We start from the raw sequence: 20,394 nt of genomic DNA on the forward strand, positions 1-20,394 counted from the left end.
GCCCCGAGCGGGGCGTTGTCATCGGGGGACGCTCAGGCCTTGGGGCTGGCCGGCAGGAAGCGAAACGCCTTGGCCGGGACGAATTTCTCCGCCGTCTCCCCCGCATAGAGCTGCTGCTCGGTCAGGGGCAACTTGCGCACCGGGGCCCCCGCGGTGAGATCCAGCTTGTCCATGCTCACCCAGAAGGTGTTGGGCAGATGGGTCAGCTCGAAGAAATAGCGGCGATGCTGCTGATCCGCCACGCTGCGCCACAGGGTGGTGGAGATGTTGGGCTGATCCGGGGTGCTGATCCCCATGGGTACCGAGACATTGCGCATCACGCTCATTACCCCGGCCACCGCCTCGTTGGCCTGGTCGGTCTTTGGCAGGGTCTTGATGTAGAAGGAGGCGCGGGCAAAACGGTCCGCCGAGCGGTTGGTGCCGGGCAGCATGGTGAGACCGCCAATCTCCTCCCAGTAGTCGTTGAGGGCCAGTTGCTTGTCAAAGGTCGGCGAGTTGGTCATCACCTGATAGCTGCGGTCGTGGTAGATCTGCAGCTTGCCCCCCACGTACTGGAAGATGGCGGAATCGCCGCTCGCATCGGAGAGGGAGAGGTGCAGCTGGCCCGGCTTGCCATCCGGGGTCAGGGTGGTCACCACATAGAACTCGTCCTTCGACAGGGCGGCGACTGCCTCGGCCACGGTGGCGAAGTTGTCCAGCGCGTACTGGGCCCAGAGCGAGATGGAGAGAGTCTTGCGCGGATCCTTGTCGCTCGGGGTCACATACTCGGACTCGGTCAGATAGAGGAGGTTGGCCACCAGCCCCTTCTCGTTCATGCCGTCGGCAGTGCCTGCATCGAAGCCTGCCGCCACCACGGAGCCGTAGCGCGACGTCCACGTCATGGAGTGCGCACCAGCCTCCCCTTCCCGCGCGATGCCACGGGGCAGCGCCCAGAGATTGGTCGGCATGGCGCTGCGCCAGTCCATGGTACGACCGGTCACCACCAGCGCCCCCTCCCCCTGATAGACGGCGCGGGTACAGGCATCGGCGAGGGAGCTGACGGAGAGGGAGAAGGTCAGGGCCAGCAGGGTCTTGTGCAACAGGGGGGAACGCAGGATTGTCATATGGATCACTCGAGTCTGGTGAAAACACAAGCATACCCCTTTTTGCATAACAGGGGCTGACTGAGACTGGCAAGCCAGGTGACAGATCTGCCAACAGAGGCACTTCCCTGCCAATCAGCGATCAATATCCATAAATTAATCAAAGAGATAAGCAAGCCACTTCGGGGCGATACCGCCAGATGCCATTCGCTGGCTTGCGTCGATTTCAGACACATTCCCTGCCCGCCAGCAGGCGGACAGGGAGGGGCTCAGCCTTCCTTCTTGCGGATACTCAGCCCCAGCTCGCGGCCGCGCAGGCGGGCATAATAGATGGTGCCCACAAACGCCAGGGTGGTGAGCACCAGCTCCACCACCGCCAACCACCGCTCCCCCTCATCCGTGGTGATCATGGTCAGGGCGTGCAGGAAGTAGGGCATCAGCACGAAGTTGCCCCAGGCGTGGGTGTAGGGATTGCCCTGCACTATGCCCTTGAGGGGGAAGAGCAGCGGCACCGTCCAGATCACCGGCAACAGCCAGGGGGCGAGATCCGGGTGGGGCGAAAGCCAGAGGTGCCAGAGCAGCACCCAGGCCAGCAGGCCGAAAAAACCGGCCAGGGTCAGCAGACGGGCGAAGCGGGTGCTCACTTGAGGATCTCCAGCACCTGCTCGGGCGGACGGCCGATGCGGGCCTGCCCGTTCTTGATGACGATGGGGCGCTCGATGAGCTTGGGGTGCTGGTGCATGGCACGAATGAGGTCATCGCCGCTCACCTCGCCGAGCCCCAGCTCCTTGTAGAGATCTTCCTTGGTGCGCATCAGCTGTCGGGGATCCGTGAAGCCAAGCTGATTCAGGAGGGTGCGGATCTGTGCCTCGCTCGGGGCCTGCTCCAGATAGAGCACCACCTCGGGGGCGACCCCGTGCTGTTCCAGCAAGGCCAGGGTTTCACGGCTCTTGGAGCAGCGCGGATTGTGGTAGATTTGGGTCTCGCTCATGATAACTCCCTGATTAATCGCAAGATGGGACAAGAAATGGCGCTATTGTAGGGGAAACGGATGGTCAGGGTAAGCGGGAAGGCTATGGAAATGAAACGGATCTGTTGGCTGATTGTGGCAACCCTGCTGGGGGCCTGCAGCCCGGCACCCGACTTCACCGACGGCGCGGGAAAGAAGGTCAGCCTCGCGGATCTCGGTGGCAAGCCGCTGCTGGTCAACTACTTCGCCCCCTGGTGCGCCCCCTGCCTGCGGGAGATGCCCCTGCTGGCAACATTGCACCAGGAAGGTCAGATCCGGGTGATCGCCATCAACTATGACCCCGCCTCCCCCGCCGAACTGACCGAGCTGGCACGGCGCCACGCCATCAGGGTTCCCCTGATGATCCCGGATGACGACGCCCGCCTCCCGTTCCCAAGGCCCGGGGCGCTGCCCACCAGCTATCTGCTCGATGCCAGGGGCACGCTGCTGGAGACCCTGGTGGGGGAGCTGGACGAGCAGAAGCTCGCCGAGATAAAACGCCGCGTGGCGAGCGCCCCATAGCAGAGCGATCCATCACTCTCATTTCTTCATCATCAAGATGCGTTGAAACCGATGAAAGGCCCTATTTTAGCCTGCAAAACAAGGCGGGGTGCCCCCAAAGGAGCACCCCGCCTGCCATCAACCCGCTCCGGACTCAGCCCTTGAGGCTGTCCAGATCCTTCTTGGCCCGCTCCAGCTGGGTGATACGCGCCTCGATGCGGGCCAGGGTCAGCTTGTCACTGGTGGTGCCCCGCGCCACGATCAGTTCGTCGATGGCCGCCTGGTAGTCCCCGCGCAGGGAGAGGGTCTCCGCCCGTGCCATGTGCAGGTCCGTCATTCTGCCCGCCTTGCGGTAGGCGTCCGACAGCAGGCTCCAGGCCAGGCTGTTCTCGTCGTGTTCACGGGCATAAGGGTCCAGGATGGCGATGGACTTCTTGTAGTTGCCCCCCTCCAGATAGGCGTTGCCGAGGTTCACCACCACCACCTCGTTGTCCGGCATCCGGGTGCGGAAGCGCTCCAGTCTGGCGATGGCCTGGGCGCTGCGCCCCTTGGCGAGATCGATGTCGGTCAGGGCATCCACCACGAAGAGATCCTCCGGGTGACGGGTCGCCAGCTCCTGCATCAGGGTGTCGGCCTCGTCGGTGCGCTTGAGCTGCAACAGGGCCAGCGCCTTGCCATAGATGGCGGCATCCTTGAGGGGGTAATCCCCCTTCTGCAGGCGGCTGTCGAAGTAGGTGAGCAGCGCCTGGGGCGTCTCGGTGCCATAGCGCACCTGGATGCGCACCTTGGCCAGCCAGAAGTCCAGGCTCGGCGGCAGGGCGCGCGCGCCATAGCTCCCGGCCCGGGCACGGGCTTCGCTGATCCGGGTCTCCGGCAGGGGGTGAGTCAGCAGCATCTCCGGCGGCTTGCTGGCATAGCGGTACTCCGCCGCCAGCTTCTGGAAGAAGTTGGCCATGCCCATGGGATCGAACCCGGCGTCATACAGCGTCTTCATGCCGATGCGATCCGCCTCGTATTCGTTGTCCCGGGTGTAGTTGATGGCCGACTGCATCGACAAGCCAAGCGTGGTCTGCAAGGCCGCGATGCCGGCGGTGGGGTTGATCACCGCGAGTGCAATGGAGCCCACCAGGCCGGCCAGGGTCATGGCGGAGCTGCTCGCCTGTGCCTCCATGTAACGGGCGATGTGACGCTGGGTCACGTGGGTGATTTCGTGGGCCAGTACCGAGGCCAGCTCGCTCTCGCTCTCGGCGTAGAGGAAGAGGCCGGTGTGCACCTTGACCCGGCCACCGAGAAAGGCCGCCGCGTTGATGCTGGGATCATTGATGAGGAAGAAGGTGAACGGGAAGCGCACCCCGTCGGCATTGGTCAGCAGCCGCTGGCCCAGATCGTCGATGTATTCGTTGAGCACGGGGTCATCGATGATGGGCAGGCCCGCCCGGGCAAAACGCATGAAGGCGTTGCCGTAGCGCACCTCCTGCTCGATGGGCAGTGCGGCGACCCCGGCGGTACCGATGTCGGGCAACTGGTTGCTCCCCTGGACGTGGAAGGTCGCCCCCATCAGGGTGACCAACAGGGGAAGCGATGCTATCAGGGGGGAAAAACGTGCCACGTTATCTCTATCTCCAATCAGACCCCAGCGGGCATCGGCAGAATACCCTTGCCATTCAAGGCCCACAAGCGTTGTTTCATCCTCTCATCACGGCCATAATGACCGCCACGCACGCGATGGAGTTCTCATGGAACAGCTCGACCTGACCCCCTGGCGTTGTCCCGAGCCCCTCATCCGGCTCAAGCTCTGGTTGCGCCAGGCCCGGCCCGGTCAATCCGTGTGCATCCAGCTCGGGGATGCAGGCTCCCGGCAGGACATTCCCGCCTATCTGCGCCGTCAGGGTCATCAAGTCCAGACCCGGGAAGAGTCAGCTGCCCGCCTCTCCCTGCTGCTCGTCGTCGCCCGTCCCCCCCGGGACGCCCCCGAGCCCATGCCACCCACCCCGTGAGCCGCCATTCAAGGAAGCCTCGATGTTAGATGTATTGAAGCGCTGGTATCAGACCCGTTTTTCCGACCCCGATGCCGTCACCCTCTTCCTGCTGCTGGTCTTCTGCTTTGCCGTGCTCTGGCTGTTTGGGGATCTGCTGGCACCGCTGCTGGTGGCCCTGGTGATGGCCTATCTGCTGGAGTGGCCGGTGAGTCGCCTGCAACGAGGCGGCCTTTCTCGCACCGTCGCTACCAGCCTGGTCCTGCTGTTGTTCATCACGGTGACGACCCTGATGCTGCTGGGCCTCATCCCGACGCTGGTGAGCCAGGGGGTCAACCTGGCCAAGGAGGCCCCCGCCATGCTGGCCCATGCCCAGGACTATGTCCGCACCCTGCCGGAAAAATACCCCGAGATCATCGACGTCAGCCTGGTGGAAACCATCATCGACAACATTCGCCAGCGCATCCTGACCGGCGGCGAACAACTGGTGAGCGCCTCTTTGAGCTCCCTCATCAACGTGGTGGCCATCCTCATCTACGCCATCCTGGTGCCCCTGATGGTCTTCTTCATGCTCAAGGACAAACAGGTGCTGATGGGAGGCCTGCGCCGCTTCCTGCCTCGCAACCGCACCCTGGTGAACCGGGTCTGGGTGGAGATGAACGACCAGATCATCAACTACATCCGCGGCAAGGTGATCGAGATCGTCATCGTCGGCATCGCCACCTATGTGCCCTTCGCCCTGATGGGATTGCGCTACTCCGCCCTGCTGGCGGTCGCGGTGGGCTTCTCCGTGCTCATCCCCTATATCGGTGCCGCCGCGGTGACCGTGCCGGTGGCCATGGTGGCCCTGTTCCAGTGGGGGCTGACCCCCGACTTCGCATGGCTGATGGTGGCCTATTTCGTGATCCAGGCCCTCGACGGCAACCTGCTGGTCCCCCTGCTCTTCTCCGAGGCGGTCAACCTGCACCCGGTGGCCATCATCATCGCCGTGCTGGTGTTTGGCGGTCTGTGGGGCTTTTGGGGCGTCTTCTTCGCCATTCCCCTCGCCACCCTGGTCAAAGCGGTGCTCAACGCCTGGCCCAAGCGGGAAGATCTCCCCCGCCCCGCCCCCTGACCCTGGCAAGGGGCGAGGCTGGGTCTCGCCCCTTCCAGATACCGGCCACCAGCAGCACCTCCGTGACGCTGGCTCATGCTTGCCTTGTCGGGTTTAATTGAAAACCGACATCCGTTTGACTTGCTACGCAGGTCTGATTCGTTCCCACTGCCCACCCACCGACAAGGATATATCATGTCCCCAGTCCCTGCCCTGCGCCATGCCTCTTTGGGTGCCTTTCTGGCACTGCTGTTCTGTTCTCCCGTCCGGGCAGACCTCGATATCGGGGCCCTCAGCGCCTTCTCCAGCGACAGCCCTGACAGCCCCATTCCCAAGGGGCTGGTGCTGGGCGGGGCCGTCATCGGCGGTCAGGCCCGTTACCAGCACCAGGACGACACCCTGATGCCCATCCCGGGGGCCCTCTATTTTGGTGACAACCTGATGTATCTGGGGGATCGGGCCCGCTACTACCTCAGCCGGGATGGCAACCTCTCCACCTATGCCTTCGGCCGGATGCGCTTTGGCAACCTGGACCCGGACGACGATCCCTTCCTCCATGGCATGGAGAAGCGCAAGGGGCAGTTCGAGGCCGGTGTTGGGGCCGATCTCATCACTCCCTACGCCCTCTGGAGCGTGCGGGCCACCACGGATGTGACCGGCACCAGCAACGGTCAGGAGCTGATGCTGTGGGCCAACTTCCCCATCATCCGCGGTCCCCTGCTGCTGATGCCGGGAGCCGGCGTGATGCTGCGCAGCCACAACCTCGCCAACTACTACTTCGGCGGTGTCTCGCAAGACGAAGCGAGGGCGGACAGGCCGGCGTGGAACACGGGCACCACCCTCTCCCCCATGGTCGCCCTCATCGGCAGCTATCGCTTCAGCGCCAACTGGATTGGCGGCTTTGGCATCAACTACGAGCGCTACGACGACGACATCGCGGACAGCCCCATCGTCCAGCATCAGGGAGAACTCTATGCAGGCTTCGGGGTGGGCTACCTCTGGTAGCCCCATCCGGACTGGACAACAAAAAAGGAGCCCATGGCTCCTTTTTTACGGCTATCCGGCGCAGCGTCACCCTGCCACTTCGGCGAGAAATGCCGCCAGCGCCCGGTTGATGAACGCGGGGTTCTCCAAGGTCGAGATGTGACCGGCCCCCGGGATCTCCCTGAACGGGCACCCCAGCACCTCGGCCATCAGATACCCCTCCAGCACAGGGCGAGCCTTGTCCTCGCACCCCGTCATCACCAGTGCGGGCAGCCTCATCTCTTCGAGCCAGTCGATGCGATCCTCCCGGGTCACGAAGCTGCGCCCCACCGCCACCAGGCTCGCCACCTTGTCGGCGGGCCATTGGGCCAGCCGGACCTTGAAACCGGCCATCAGGGCCGCGTCCGGTTGATGGGCGAAGAAGAGCGGAGCAACCTGATCGGCGATGGGCGCAGGCACGGCGCCGACCTGCTCGATCATCGCCAGCATGCCGAGATAGCGCTCGCAGGTGATCTGGGGTTCAAGGCCGACGAAGCTGTCCATCAGCACCAGGCCCTTGAGGCGAGCAGGCGCCATGCGCGCCAGCTCCACGCCCCACATGCCACCGATGGAGAGCCCCACCAGCACGCACTCGTCGATGCCGAGGGCATCGAGCAGCGCCAGGTGATCCCGGGCCAGGGTCGCCAGGGTGCAGGGCCCCTCGGGCAGCACATCGGAATCCCCGTGACCCCAAAGCTCGGGCACGATGCAGCGATAATGCTCCTTAAGGGCCTCGATTTGCGGTGCCCACATGGCACTGTCCCACAGGTAGCTGTGGCCAAAGAGCAGTGCCGGACCCTGCCCCTCGTCCAGATAGGCCATGCGGCGGCCCGCTATCTCCATAAACTGCTTCATGTTTTCTCCTGTTGCCAGCGGCGATGAAACTGGCTTTCCTGTTTTTCTGTTGCCAGCGGCTGATGAGGCGGCAGTGTAACACGCCACCCTTGGCAGGGGCGTCCGCCAGGTGCAAGCTGGAGAGACTCACAACGAGGAGTCACCAAGGAGAGGATGATGGCCAAGGAAAAGAGCAAGAAACGCCCCCGTCTGGACAAGAAGACCTACGAACATCACCTCGCCCACCTGCAGGAGGAGCTGGTCAAGTTGCAGGAGTGGGTCAAGCAGGAGGGGCTCAAAGTGGTGGTGCTGTTCGAGGGGCGCGACGCCGCAGGCAAGGGGGGCGTCATCAAGGCGATCACCGAGCCCCTCAACCCCCGGGTCTGCCGGGTCACCGCCCTGCCCGCCCCCTCGGATCGGGAGCGTACCCAGTGGTACTTCCAGCGCTACGTGGCGCACCTGCCCTCGGCGGGCGAGATGGTGCTGTTTGATCGCTCCTGGTACAACCGGGCCGGGGTCGAACGGGTGATGGGCTTTTGCAGCGACGACGAGTATCGCGAATTCCTGCGCGCCTGCCCCGAATTCGAGCGGATGTTGATCCGCTCCGACATCACCCTCATCAAATACTGGTTCTCGGTCAGCGACGAAGAGCAGGAGAAACGCTTCAAGGAGCGCATCAATACTCCCATCAAGCGCTGGAAATTCAGCCCCATGGATCTGCAATCCCGCTCCCGCTGGGTGGAATACTCCCGCGCCAAGGATGACATGTTCACCTACACGGATACCGAGGATTGCCCCTGGTTCGTGGTGGACGCCGACGACAAGCGCCGCGCCCGCCTCAACTGCATCTCCCACCTCCTTGGCAAGGTGCCCTACGAGGTGATCCACTACGAGCCCATCACCCTGCCTCCCATCAAGACCGAAGGGTATGAGCGCCCGCCGCTCACCAGCCAGCACTTCGTGCCGGACGTCACCGCCGCCCTCGAGTCAGACAAGCACGGGCAGTGACGGGTTCCGGCCAGCCGCCCCCGCTGGCCGGAACCCGGGCTTCGGATGACGGGCAATAAAAAGCCGGTCTTGCGACCGGCAAAAGGCATTGAACGTATAGAAAGGAAAACCTGGCACTCTCGCCCTCTCAGGCGCGGATATATTTGGCCGTGCGCGGGAACGCCTGTTCTTTGGCATCGAACAGGTAGCAGGCTTCGGCCGGGATGCCGACGCTGTACTCCTGGCCGGTGGCCACGTCGATGTCGGAGCTCGCCTTGACGGTGAAGTCGTGACCATCCACGTCCATGTAGACGAAGGATTCTGCCCCCAGGTGTTCGGCTACCTGCACCACGCCGCTCACGCGGCTGTCGGCATGGGCATGACCCAGCGGCACCAGGTGCTCGGGGCGAATGCCCAGCTCCACCTTGTCACCCACCGCGCCGCGACGGGCATCCACCCGGGCACGCACGGTATCGCCGGAGGTGAGCTTGACCACGCACTCCTGCTCGCCGATCTCCACCAGCTCGCCCGCCAGGAAGTTCATCTTGGGGGAGCCGATGAAGCCCGCCACGAACTTGTTGTCCGGGTTGTGGTAGAGCTCGAGGGGGGTGCCGAACTGCTCCAGGTTGGTGGCCGCCTCGCCCTTGAGCGGGCTCAGCACCACGATGCGGTTGGCCAGCGTCATGGCCTCCACCTGGTCGTGGGTCACGTAGATGATGGTGGAGCTGAGCTCCTTGTGCAGCTTGGCGATCTCGATACGCATCTTGACCCGCAAGGCGGCGTCGAGGTTCGACAGCGGTTCGTCAAACAGGAACACCTGCGGCTGCTGCACGATGGAGCGGCCGATGGCCACCCGCTGACGCTGACCGCCAGAAAGGGCCTTGGGCTTGCGGTCCAGCAAAGGCTCGAGACCCAGGATCTCGGCGGCGCGCATCACCCGCTTGTGGATGTTCTCCTTGTTCATCTTCTTGAGCTTGAGGCCAAAAGCCATGTTCTCGTAGATGTTCATGTGCGGGTAGAGGGCGTAGGACTGGAACACCATGCCGACGTTGCGCTCCACCGGCGGCACGTCGTTCATGTAGCGCCCGCCGATGGTCAGCTCGCCGCTGGTGATGTCTTCCAGACCCGCGATCATCCGAAGCAGGGTGGACTTGCCGCAGCCGGACGGGCCGACGAAGACGATGAACTCCCCTTCCTTGATGTCGAGGTTGATGCTGCGCAGGGTGTCCTTGTGGACAGCCGGGTCGTAATTTTTGCGAACGTTGTTGAGTACTACTTCAGCCATGTCGAGCTCCGCTCTTGAATCTTTGCAAATCGTGATGACGGGGGGAGCCAGCTCCCCCGGCCATGAACCGTTAACCTTTCACGCCGCCTGCGGTCAGACCGCCCACCAGCCAGCGCTGGGCGAGCAGGAAGACGACCGTGATGGGGAAGCCTGACAGCACGGCGGCTGCGGCGAAGTCACCCCACAGGTAGTTCTGCGGATAGAGGTACTGCTGGGCCCCGACCGCCAGGGTCAGATTGTTCACATCCTGCAACAGGATGGAGGCCATGGGCACCTCGGTGATGGAGCCGATGAAGGCCAGGATGAACACCACCGCCAGAATGGGCACCGACAGGGGCAGCAGGATCAGGCGGAACGCCTGCCACGGAGTAGCGCCATCGATGGCCGCCGCCTCCTCCAGGGAAGAGTCGATGGTCTCGAAGTAGCCCTTGATGGTCCAGACGTGCAGGGCAATGCCCCCCATGTAGGCCAGGATCAGGCCGCCGTGGGTGTTGAGACCCAGCCAGGGGATGTAGTCACCGATCTTGTTGAAGAGCGCGTAGATGGCCACCAGTGCCAGCACCGCCGGGAACATCTGGAAGATCAGCATGCCCTGCAGGATGGTGGACTTGCCACGGAACCGCAGACGGGCGAAGGCGTAGGCACAGGTGGTGGAGAGCACCACTATCATCAGGGCGGTGATGCCCGCCACCTTGATGGAGTTCCACAGCCAGGTCAGCACCGGGAACGGCGGCGGCGTGATGCTGCCATCGGCGTTGGTGATGGACATTCCGAGCGCCAGCTTCCAGTGATCCAGGGTCGGATTGGTGGGGATGATCTCCCCCACCGAGAAGTTGCCGTTACGGAACGAGATGGCGATGACCATGATCAGCGGGAAGATGATCAGTGCCAGGAAGCCCCACATCACCAGGTGGGTTGCCCACACCCGGTATTTGACTGATTTGGGTTGTACGATTGCCATGTTGAAGCCTCCTTACAGTTGCTTGTCGGCTTTGGACAATTTCAGGTTGAGCAAGGCCAGCGCACCCACGATGAGGAAGATAGCGGTGGCGATGGCACTGGCCAGACCGTAGTCCTGACCACCCGAGCCCTGGAACGCGATCCGGTAGGTGTAGCTCACCAGCAAGTCGGTGGTCCCGGCCGGCGTGGTGGCGCCGATGATGTCCGGCGCCCCGTTCGTCAACAACTGGATAAGTACGAAGTTGTTGAAGTTGAAGGCAAAGGATGCAATCAACAGCGGTGTCAGCGGCTTCATCAAGAGCGGTACGGTGATCTTGAAGAAGTTCTGTACCGGCCCCGCCCCGTCCATGGCAGACGCCTCGTAGAGATCTTCCGGAATCGCCTTGAGCAGGCCCATGCAGAGGATCATCATGTAGGGGTAACCGAGCCAGGTGTTGACGATGAGGATCATCACCTTGGCCAGGAAGGGATTGGTGTACCAGTCCGGCTTGATGCCGAAGGCCGCTTCCAGGAACAGGTTGATTTCACCGAAGTTCTGGTTGAACAAGCCCTTGAACACCAGGATGGAGATGAACGCCGGTATCGCATAGGGCAGGATCAGCATGACCCGGTAGAAACCACGCCCCCTGAGCTGCTCCCACTGCACCAGACACGCCAGCACCATGCCGATCGCCAGGGTGAACGCCACCGAACAGGCGGAGAAGATCACGGTCCAGACGAAGATCTGCATGAAGGGACTCTGGATACCCGGGTCCGTCATGATGCGCATGAAGTTTTTCCAACCCACGCTCACCACGAAACCGGGGGCAACGCCCTTGCCGACGAAGTGACCTTCCGCATCGATGTACTGGTAGAAGCCGGTGTCACCGTTGGGCAGCATCAGCTCGCCGCTCTGGTTGTCACGCAGCAGGTTACTGTCCTTGATCATGACGCCGGACTTGAGCACGGCGCCGTCGACCAGCTGGGTATAGAGCTGTTTCTGGGCGGCGAACTTGCGCAGGCTGCTCAGGGTCAGATGGATATTGCCTTCCGGCAGTACCACATCCAGGGCACTCAGGTGGGTGCGGTGATCGACGATGGCACGAATGGGTGCCGCCTTGTCGGTCGCCTCCCCGGCCAGGGGTTGCAACTGAACAACCTGGGGCTCGTCACGGACCCGTCCTTCACGGACGGCCAGGGTACGCGCCTTGTTGTTCAGCAAGGTAAGGGGTGGACTGATAAAGGATTGGTCGTCCTGTTTCAGCAGCAGCTGAAACTGATTGTTCTCACCACCCAGGAGGGTGAAATCGAATTCACCGCCGGTCACCTTGTAGGTTTTTTTCAGATGGTAATCCCGTGCCTGCTCAAGGGAGAGCAAGTTGGATCCCGAATAGTTGGTGAAGGCGATGCCGATCGTGTAGGCAAGAGGGAAGATGATAAAAACAACCATGCCTGCCACACCGGGGAAAATATAACGGTGGGCATAGGTCTTCTTGTTCATGAAGACATAGAGACCGACGGAGACGACCACCAGATCGAGCAGGGCAAATACCCACTCGCCGCTGGCATACATCATCACGGCCGCATAACCATTAAGCACTGCGATCAGTGCCGCCATGGTCCATTTCAGCCAGACGTACTTGTCTTTCTTCGGACCGGCATAGGATTCGATAGAAGGTACTACTTCCATGCCAATTAACCTTTATTGCGCCAAGAGAGATTGAGAGAGTGGGAGGCCCGAAGGCCTCCCGGGTAGTGCATGCTTACTGGACGATACGCTTGGCAGCGGTATCCAGGGCTTCGTCAACACCCTGACGGCCAGAGGTGACGTTCTTGAGGGCGGTTTCGAAGGAGGACCAGAAACGGCTCATCTCGGGCACGGACGGCATCGGTTCGCCGTTCTGGGCGTTCAGCATGGTGGCCTTGATGTTGGGGTCGGCTTCCAGGGTCTTCTGGAAGGACTTCAGAGCCACGGCACCCAGCGGCTTGTCGGCGTTCATCGGCGCCAGACCGGCATCGGTCAGCAGGTAGTTCTCGAGGAACTCGATGGCCAGATCCTTGTTCGGGCTGGCGGCGTTGATGGTGGCACCCAGTACGCCAACGAAGGCCTTGGCCGGCTTGCCTTTCAGGGTCGGCAGCTGGGCTACGCCATACTTGATGCCGCTCTTGTCCAGGTTGCTCCAGGCCCAGGGACCGTTGATCATCATGGCCACTTCGCCCTTGTTGAACTTGGCGTCCATCACACCGTAGTCGATGCCCTTCTCCAGGTGACCGGATTTGATCATCTCGGAGATGTAGCCGACGCCGGCCTTGGCACCTGCGTTGTTCACGCCGGTGTCTTTGACGTCATAGCCGGTGGCGGTCTTCTTGAAGGCATAACCACCGTTGGCAGCCACCAGGGGGTAGCTGAAGTAGGGGGTGTCATAGGCCCACATGATGGCGCGCTTGCCATTTTTCTTCAGGTCTTCGTCGATCTTGGCGATCTCTTCGAAGGTTTTCGGCGGGTTGGGCAACAGATCCTTGTTGTAAATCAGGCTGACGGCTTCTACCGCGACCGGGTAGCCATAGGTCTTGCCATCGACGGTCATGGCATCCCAGGCGAATTGCTCGAACTTAGCCTTGGTGGCGGCATTCGGGGTCACGGGAACCAGCAGACCGGACTTGACCCACTCACCGTAACGGTCGTGAGCCCAGAAGAAGATGTCAGGGCCGTTGCCGGTGGCGGCGGCTTGCTGGAATTTGACTTCAACCTGATCCGGGTGGGCGACGGTGACCTTGATGCCGGTTTCGGCTTCAAACTTCTTGCCGACTTCGGCCAGGCCGTTGTAGCCCTTGTCACCGTTGATCCAGATGGTCAGCTGACCTTCATCAATGGCAGCAGTGGCAGAGCAGGCCACGCCCAGGGTAGCCAGACCGATCAGGGATGACAGCAATTTCTTTTTCATGAGCCTTTCCTTGTATTAGTTCCGCGCTGTAAGAGCATTGTGTGCAGATGCATATTATCCCAAGCAGTCAATGCCTCACATGACACGCCTCGCATTTTTGAAATGCAATTACGTATTTTCTTCCAGAAAGTTATGAAAACATTTTCTTATTTCAGCGACTTAGGAAGGGATATCCCCATATTTTTGCCAAGATATGGAAATTAAATTACAGAAAGGAAATCAATTTACGTCATTGAAAGGGATTTCACCCCACTGAAAACCCTTTCATACCCGATATTTTGTTCAATGTGTTAACAAAAGTACTGAGGTGGTTTCCATCTACATCACCCCCTTAAATAAAAAGGCACCGGAGCGGACTCCGGTGCCTTTTTGCAAGAAATGACGGCTGGATCACATTACGACTGGCGCAGCAATTGATCCTTGAGATTGGGCGGGACTCCCCTGATGGTCAGGGTGTCGGTCTGGGGATCGTAAAAGACCCGGCTGTTGAGCAACTTCTGCTCGAAGCTCAGAGTCAGGCCGCCACCGGAGCCCACAAACTTGGTCAAGCCCCGCAGGGTGGAACGGTCCGCCGGGAAGCGCTCCTCCAGCTCGTACTCCTGACCGATGAAGCTGTAAAAATCGAGGTCCCCATCACCGGGCAATTCCGCCGACAGCTCCTTGATCTCGATCTCCTCGCCGGCGCTGGCCTGCTCGGTGCAATATTTGAAGACCTGCTTCTTGTAGTCATTGCGCTCGGCCGGTTCGAGCTGGCGGCTGTCGCAGTAATCGTCCACCGCCTGCAGCAACCCCTTGTTCTGGATCTTGGCATCCATGCCCTCCCGGGCCCCCAGCAGATCCATGAAGAAATCCCCCAGCTTGCGACCGACCCGGCCCTTGCTGAAGGTGATATAACGACGCGAATCCCCTTGGGTTTTCCACTCGGTGAGATCGATGCGGGCCACCAGATTGAGTTTGCCGATATCCAGGTACTGGATGTGGCGCAGCTCCAGCGCCTCGCTCACGGTGACGCTCTCCTTGCCTTCCAGCAGGGCGATCATCAGGTAATCCACCCCCACATAGTTGTACTTGGCAATCAGCAACACCCCCTGCTCGTCCAGGGCATGCTCCACCAGCTGCTTGACCAGCATCTGGGTCAGGTTGACGGAAAAGGGGACGAACTCGGTCTGCTCCGCCAGCAGCTGCTCCAGGGCGATGCGAAAGGCGGGGGAAGGCTGCTTGGGGGCGTCTTCCCCCTCCGCCAGCTCGGCGACGGCGGCCTCGGGATCGGCGAAGAAGCCAAAGCCCTTTCCCCCCTTGCCGTTGTAGATGCGATGCAGCTCCGCCATCAGCCCTTGTACCGCCTCGTCGGCAGGCAGGGTCTGGCTGCGGGTATCGGCGTGGGGCTGGCCATCGTTGCCCGCCCGCAGGGAGTGAAGAATGATCTTGTCGATATCGAGACTCATGTCACAAAGCCATAGTGTTAGCCGAAAGGGTGAAGTATTATAAGGCGCTTTGAACCGAGGTGAACCCAAGATTATGCCCATCGTATCAAAGTACAATAACGAGCAGTTTGACGCCCTGATGAACGACCTGATCACCGCCCTGGAGAAACACAAGGCACCGGTGGATCTCAGTCTGATGGTCCTTGGCAACCTGACCACCAACATCATCAACGGCATGGCCCCGGCCCAGCGCCAGGCGATCACCGAGAAGTTCATCCAGGCACTCACCGCCTCGGTGGGCCATCGCCACGATGCGCACTGAGTTTCTTCGCATTCTTTGATGTTTTTCAAGCAGATGGATCATTATGGTCGAAACCGGCAACCCCTATCGCGATAATGTCTCTCGCCTGATCACCTGGGGGCATTGGTTCTCCTTCTTCAACATCATCCTGGCCATGCTGATCTCGACCCGTTACCTGGGCGCCATCAGCTGGCCGTCGACCACGCTCGGCGTGACCTATCTCGTCATCAGCTGGATAGGTCATTTCTCGTTCCTGAGCTTCGTCACCTATCTGCTGACCATCTTCCCCTTGAGCTTCATCCTGCCCAGGGAGAAGCCGCTGCGCTTCATTTCATCCATCATCGCCACCCTGGCTCTGGTGCTGCTGCTTATCGACACCCAGGTGTTCCAGCTGTTCAAGTTCCACTTGAATGGCCAGGTGTGGCAACTGCTGCTGGATCAGGCGCAGACCGAAGAGGGCTCTATCTGGAGCATCATCTTCGTGGCGGTGCCCGCCATCTTCCTGCTGCAACTGCTGCTGTCGGCCTATGTGTGGCGCAAGATCAACAAGCGCAAACGCCGCCAGTACGGCAATCAGGTGGGACTGGCCCTGCTGGTCTGCTTCATCCTGACCCATCTGGTCAACAGCTGGGCGGATGCGACCCTGTATCAACCCATCACCATGCAGCGCGCCAACTTCCCCCTCTCCTACCCCATGACCGCCAGGAGCTTCCTGGCCAAGCATGGCTGGCTCGACCTCGAGCAGTATGAGAAGAAGGCCGAAGATCAGGGAAGCGCTGAGCACCGTCTGCTCTATCCCTTGCGCCCCCTCAGCGTGAGCGCACCCAGCGATCACAAGAACCTGCTGGTGGTGGTGGTCGACTCCCTGCGAGCCGACATGCTCAACAACATCAACATGCCCAATCTGCAACGCTACGCGGACAACCACTTCAATTTCCGCCAGCACATGAGTGGTGGCAATGATGAAGCCATGGGGATGTTCAGCCTCTTCTACGGGCTGCCCGGCCACTATTACGGGGACATCCGGGCCGACAAGCGCCCCCCTGTGCTGTTCGACGAGATGCTGCGTCAGGACTACCAGTTCGGCCTGTTCGGTGCACTGGAAGATGCCAAGCAGTATCGCCAAAGTCTGCTTGCGGGTCTGCGCAAGCAGGTCTTCGTCTCCCGCCAGACCGATGACCGCAGGCTCATCGATGACTGGCAGCAGTGGCTTGGCACGCGCACCGCGGACAGACCCTGGTTCTCTCTGGTCTATCTCTCTAGCCCGGGGGATTATCAGGTGCCAGCCAGCATCAAGGGCCCCTTCCAGCCCGAGTTGACCCGCTTCAACCCGGCCACTGCCTATCGGCCCGAGAACCTGCAGAAGCTGGAGAACCGCTACAAGAACGCGGTCTTCTATACCGATCAACTGCTGGAGCAGATGCTGACCCAACTGCAATTGCAGGGGCTTGATGATCAGACCATCGTCGTGGTCACCTCCAACCACGGTCAGGAGTTCAACGAGACCCAGAGCAACAGCTGGGGCTATGGCAGCAATTACTCGACCTATCAGGTGCAGGTCCCCCTGGTGCTGGCCTGGCCTGGTGCCGAACCTGCGCCCCAGGCGCAGGCGAGCAGCCACCTGGATCTGGTACCGACCCTGATGAAGAACATGCTGGGTGTACGCAACCCCTATCGTGACTACAGCACGGGGCGCAACCTGTTCGAAGCCAGTACACGCACCTGGCTGCTGGCGGGGGATCAGAATGACTTCGCCATCTATCAGGGCAACACCATCACCCAGTTCAACAAGCAGGGGGACTTCGAGCTGCTGGACCGTGACACCTATCGCCCCATCAAGCACGGCACCCCGGACATGGGCACCCTGATCCAGGTGATGAACGAGCTCAATCGCTTCTATCGCGCCCCCTGATCTGCGTCAGCCCACCTCCTTGAGCCCGCCCCTATGGCGGGCTTTTTCTTGCCCGCACCACCCCCGTCCTCCTGTTTCTCATGGCGTCATTCGCAAACGTATGCCACCACCTTACTGATTTAACTCTCAAAAAATTCAATTCGATCAATATCATAAAAACAAAATGATAATGATTGTCATTTATTGATCTACTTGACTCCCTCTGCAATAATCCGCGCCCTTCAGGCTTAAATAATAATTATTCTCAAATATGAAAATTCGACTTCTTCACTACTGGCCCATGCTGCTGTCCGGTACGGCGCTGGCTGCCAGCGATCCCGCCGGGGTCGACACAACGGACATGCCCCCCGAACTCAAGGGGCGGGAAACCATCGTGGTCAAGGGACAGCGCATCGAGCAGAAGCTCTCCGACGTGTCGGGTTCCATCACCGTCATCACGGAGGAGGATCTGGATCGCCAGGTTGCCACCGGGCTCACCGATGTGTTCAAGAACGAACCCGGCGTCTCGGTGACCGGCTCCGCCGGCCGCCCCCAGAACATCATCATCCGCGGCATGGGCGGCAACCGGGTGCTCATCATCAAGGACGGGGTGCGGGTCAGCGACGGTTTTGGCGCCGACGACCTCAACGACAAGGTGGGCCGCTTCAGCTTCGATCTCGACGATGTCAAGCAGATAGAGGTAGCCAAGGGAGCCGGTTCCTCCCTCCATGGCTCCGATGCCATCGGCGGCACCATCGTCATCAGCACCAAGCAGCCGGAAGATTACCTTCAGGGCCAGGATGCCTATCTCGGCAGCAAGGTGCTGCACGATGGCAACAGTGACAAGCAGAAGCTGAGCGCCACCGGCGCCGCCCGGATACGGGATACCGAACACCTGCTGCGCCTCTCCGGCTGGCAGGGACATGAGACCGCTAACTACGACGAGAGCCGCATCCCGGCGGATCTGGATGGCCTCAGCGCCTCCACCAGCTCTCGCATCCAGCTGAACGAACATCATCTGCTGCGCCTCGAACTCGACTACTTCGAGGACAACGCCGAACGGAATCAGGGGCCGCGCGAAGTGCCCCAGCCCGATGGCAAGTGGCAGGTGCGCCAGTACCACGAGCAGGGCAGCCAACGCACGCAGGGGGGAAAGCTGGCCTGGGAGGCGAGCAACCTCGACACCGTGCTGGCCGACAGCCTCACCTGGAGTGCCTACGGCAATCACTCGAAAAACACCGCCAACAAGCGCAGCCTGCTGCAAAACGATCTGCTGAGCGGTTATCCGCGCTATCGCAGCGAACGGGAACTCGCCACCTTCACCGAAGACAGGATCGGTACCGAGCTGGATGTGCGCCGGGATCTCGCCACCGGCCATCTCGCCCATCAGCTCAGTTACGGCATCGAGCTCGAGCGCACCACCCACGAGCGGCCGGTGGAGAAGCTGAGTCTGGAGGCCGGCATTCCCCAACCCGGCCAGTCCGCCCCCTTCAGCCGCGCCCGTACCGACAGGGCCGGAGTCTGGCTCGGTGACGTGGCCAGCCTGGGCCAGTGGCAGTTCACCCCCACCCTGCGCATGGATCACCAGTGGCTCACGCCGCTGGACGGCAGCAACGACAGCAACCACAGCTGGCACCTCTCCCCGAGCCTGGCCACCAGCTACCGCTTCAACGACCAGTGGCGCAGCTGGCTCAGCTATGCCAACGGGTTCCGGGCGCCTTCCTACGACAAGGTGTACGGCAACATCCCCCACTACTTCGCCCTGCCGCCCTTCGAGATCATCGCCAACACAGGGCTCAAGGAGGAAACCAGCCACAGCATAGAGTGGGGGCTGAGTGGCGAGGGGGACAACTGGAGCATCAAGCCAGCGCTCTTCTACAACCGCTACTACAACTTCATCGACTGGCGCGAGGTGGGGCTGCGCCTGAGCGATGGTGTCATCCTGCGCCAATATCGCAACGTCGCCAAGGCCGAAACCTGGGGGGCCGAACTCGCCGCCAGCTACTGGCTGACCCAGGAGTGGGAACTCGCCACCAAGCTCGGCTGGGTCGATGGCGAGGACAACAAAGGTGAAGCGCTGCGCACCCTGACGCCCCTCGAGGGCAACACCCGTCTGAGCTATCAGGCCAATGAGTGGAGTCTGGGCATTCAGGCGGACTATGCCGCCGCCATGAGCCGGGTGCCCACCTGTGGCAACAGCCTGACCGGCCGCCAGGGGGACTGCCTCGAAAGTGCCGGCTGGCTCAGTTTCGCCCTGACGGCCGACTGGCTGGTCACCGACTCCCTCAAGGTCAACCTCAAGCTCGACAACCTGTTCGACACCCGCTACACCCGCTATCAGGATGTGGCCGGGCTGGAAGCCGGGACCGATGCTTCCCTCTTCACCCAGAGCGGCCGCACCCTGAGTGCCAGCCTGCGCTACACCTTCGTGGGGATCTGATGCACAGCCTATTGATCCTGGCCAGCCTGCTGGCCACGCTGGCCCCCGCCTCCCCCCTGCCTGAGGCAACCCTGGAGGCCGCGCCCCTCATCCCCGAGCGCCCGCAACTGATGAAGGGGGAGATAGCCCGTCTCGATCCCTATGGTGGCTGGCGTGACGACAGCCGCCAGGATCCCGTCCTCCTGACGCTGCTGCGCGAGCAGAACCGCTGGACCGAACAGCAGCTCGCCGGCCAGGCGCCACTGGTGCAGCGCCTGCAGACGGAGTGGCAGGGCCGGGAGCGGGGCGAACCAGTGCCGGACGACTGGCTGAGCCAGGCTGGCAGCCAGTGGCGCATGGAGGCGGACGGCAGCCTGTGGCAACGCAGCGACGCCAATGACGCTCCCCGAAAGCGGCTGGCTCCCCGCCAACCTGCCGAGGGGTATTACGAGCTCGCCGCCTGGGCCCTGCACCCGGACGGGCAACTGCTTGCCCTGGCCGAAGACCGCAGGGGAGATCGGGACTACCGCATCACCCTGCTGGATCTGGCGAGTGGCGAGACACTGGCCTCTTTGCCTCACCGCGCCGGCGATCTGCTCTGGAGTCTGGTTGACATCCTCCCCCACCTTAGCGCTTCGCGTCACAGGAGGGGGATTCCCATTACTGGGTGATAGCTGCTCGCGCA

At 61.6% G+C, this 20,394-nt stretch carries 18 protein-coding genes and 1 pseudogene; 9 read left to right on the forward strand and 10 right to left on the reverse strand.

The window, feature by feature from the left end; translation table 11 throughout:
• Positions 1–32: 32 nt before the first annotated feature.
• From PG892_RS07585 to arsC, 3 genes are all read right to left on the reverse strand, one after another.
• Positions 33–1,103, reverse strand: a complete 1,071-nt coding sequence (locus tag PG892_RS07585) for a linear amide C-N hydrolase (protein WP_053093358.1) — start codon at positions 1,101–1,103, stop codon at positions 33–35.
• Between the two features lie 248 nt (positions 1,104–1,351).
• Complete coding sequence (locus PG892_RS07590; protein WP_049637104.1) at positions 1,352–1,726, reverse strand: DUF2069 domain-containing protein; 375 nt, start codon at positions 1,724–1,726, stop codon at positions 1,352–1,354.
• Positions 1,723–2,073: an arsenate reductase (glutaredoxin) gene (arsC, locus tag PG892_RS07595; RefSeq protein ID WP_049637103.1), complete on the reverse strand. Its 351-nt coding sequence runs from the start codon at positions 2,071–2,073 to the stop codon at positions 1,723–1,725. The genes PG892_RS07590 and arsC overlap by 4 nt, the downstream gene beginning before the upstream one ends.
• A gap of 60 nt (positions 2,074–2,133) precedes the next feature.
• On the opposite strand from arsC, the gene PG892_RS07600 reads away from it, so the two are divergent.
• A complete protein-coding gene (locus PG892_RS07600; RefSeq protein ID WP_049637102.1) occupies positions 2,134–2,613 on the forward strand; it encodes a TlpA family protein disulfide reductase in 480 nt (159 codons plus the stop codon).
• Between the two features lie 133 nt (positions 2,614–2,746).
• On the opposite strand, the gene PG892_RS07605 is transcribed toward PG892_RS07600, so the two are convergent.
• Positions 2,747–4,201 (reverse strand): beta-barrel assembly-enhancing protease, encoded by a 1,455-nt coding sequence (locus PG892_RS07605; protein ID WP_223916780.1) that lies wholly within the window; start codon positions 4,199–4,201, stop codon positions 2,747–2,749.
• 127 nt (positions 4,202–4,328) lie between these two features.
• Here PG892_RS07605 and PG892_RS07610 point away from each other — a divergent pair, with 127 nt between their 5' ends.
• The 3 genes from PG892_RS07610 to PG892_RS07620 all read left to right on the forward strand — a co-directional run bounded on the left by PG892_RS07610 (position 4,329) and on the right by PG892_RS07620 (position 6,666).
• The gene (locus PG892_RS07610; RefSeq protein WP_141116471.1) at positions 4,329–4,589 is read left to right on the forward strand and encodes a sulfurtransferase TusA family protein; all 261 of its coding nucleotides are present in this window, start codon (positions 4,329–4,331) and stop codon (positions 4,587–4,589) included.
• Positions 4,590–4,611: 22 nt separating this feature from the next.
• Positions 4,612–5,682 (forward strand): AI-2E family transporter, encoded by a 1,071-nt coding sequence (locus PG892_RS07615; protein ID WP_029314318.1) that lies wholly within the window; start codon positions 4,612–4,614, stop codon positions 5,680–5,682.
• A 174-nt stretch (positions 5,683–5,856) separates the two neighbouring features.
• Positions 5,857–6,666 (forward strand): MipA/OmpV family protein, encoded by an 810-nt coding sequence (locus PG892_RS07620; protein WP_223916782.1) that lies wholly within the window; start codon positions 5,857–5,859, stop codon positions 6,664–6,666.
• Between the two features lie 66 nt (positions 6,667–6,732).
• On the opposite strand, the gene PG892_RS07625 is transcribed toward PG892_RS07620, so the two are convergent.
• On the reverse strand, positions 6,733–7,539 hold the full coding sequence (locus PG892_RS07625) for an alpha/beta fold hydrolase (protein ID WP_049637100.1): 807 nt from the start codon (positions 7,537–7,539) through the stop codon (positions 6,733–6,735).
• 156 nt (positions 7,540–7,695) lie between these two features.
• Here PG892_RS07625 and ppk2 point away from each other — a divergent pair, with 156 nt between their 5' ends.
• Positions 7,696–8,526 (forward strand): polyphosphate kinase 2, encoded by an 831-nt coding sequence (gene ppk2 / locus PG892_RS07630; protein ID WP_223916784.1) that lies wholly within the window; start codon positions 7,696–7,698, stop codon positions 8,524–8,526.
• 127 nt (positions 8,527–8,653) lie between these two features.
• Here the strand turns inward: ppk2 and PG892_RS07635 are convergent, their stop codons facing one another.
• The 5 genes from PG892_RS07635 to yejK form a co-directional block, all read right to left on the reverse strand.
• Positions 8,654–9,790 carry an ABC transporter ATP-binding protein gene (locus PG892_RS07635; protein ID WP_223916786.1) on the reverse strand — a complete coding sequence of 379 codons (1,137 nt, stop codon included), beginning with the start codon at positions 9,788–9,790 and terminating at the stop codon, positions 8,654–8,656.
• A 70-nt stretch (positions 9,791–9,860) separates the two neighbouring features.
• On the reverse strand, positions 9,861–10,751 hold the full coding sequence (gene malG / locus PG892_RS07640; protein ID WP_010674251.1) for a maltose ABC transporter permease MalG: 891 nt from the start codon (positions 10,749–10,751) through the stop codon (positions 9,861–9,863).
• 12 nt (positions 10,752–10,763) lie between these two features.
• A complete protein-coding gene (malF, locus tag PG892_RS07645) occupies positions 10,764–12,419 on the reverse strand; it encodes a maltose ABC transporter permease MalF (protein ID WP_160838284.1) in 1,656 nt (551 codons plus the stop codon).
• A 73-nt stretch (positions 12,420–12,492) separates the two neighbouring features.
• Positions 12,493–13,674, reverse strand: a complete 1,182-nt coding sequence (gene malE, locus PG892_RS07650; RefSeq protein ID WP_010674249.1) for a maltose/maltodextrin ABC transporter substrate-binding protein MalE — start codon at positions 13,672–13,674, stop codon at positions 12,493–12,495.
• A gap of 395 nt (positions 13,675–14,069) precedes the next feature.
• Positions 14,070–15,119 carry a nucleoid-associated protein YejK gene (gene yejK, locus PG892_RS07655; RefSeq protein ID WP_039038628.1) on the reverse strand — a complete coding sequence of 350 codons (1,050 nt, stop codon included), beginning with the start codon at positions 15,117–15,119 and terminating at the stop codon, positions 14,070–14,072.
• A 73-nt stretch (positions 15,120–15,192) separates the two neighbouring features.
• Here yejK and PG892_RS07660 point away from each other — a divergent pair, with 73 nt between their 5' ends.
• The 4 genes and pseudogenes from PG892_RS07660 to PG892_RS07675 all read left to right on the forward strand — a co-directional run.
• Positions 15,193–15,420 carry a YejL family protein gene (locus PG892_RS07660; protein ID WP_039038627.1) on the forward strand — a complete coding sequence of 76 codons (228 nt, stop codon included), beginning with the start codon at positions 15,193–15,195 and terminating at the stop codon, positions 15,418–15,420.
• Between the two features lie 43 nt (positions 15,421–15,463).
• Positions 15,464–17,311, forward strand: coding sequence for a DUF3413 domain-containing protein (locus tag PG892_RS07665; RefSeq protein WP_010674246.1), 1,848 nt, complete (start codon positions 15,464–15,466; stop codon positions 17,309–17,311).
• 280 nt (positions 17,312–17,591) lie between these two features.
• Complete coding sequence (locus PG892_RS07670; protein WP_373870878.1) at positions 17,592–19,730, forward strand: TonB-dependent hemoglobin/transferrin/lactoferrin family receptor; 2,139 nt, start codon at positions 17,592–17,594, stop codon at positions 19,728–19,730.
• Positions 19,730–20,317, forward strand: a pseudogene (locus tag PG892_RS07675) (prolyl oligopeptidase family serine peptidase); the annotation flags it as partial. The gene PG892_RS07670 and the pseudogene PG892_RS07675, both read left to right, overlap by 1 nt.
• Between the last annotated feature and the right edge of the window lie 77 nt (positions 20,318–20,394).

It is taken from the genome of Aeromonas sp. QDB68 (genome assembly GCF_027707405.1).
Classification (GTDB): domain Bacteria; phylum Pseudomonadota; class Gammaproteobacteria; order Enterobacterales; family Aeromonadaceae; genus Aeromonas; species Aeromonas caviae.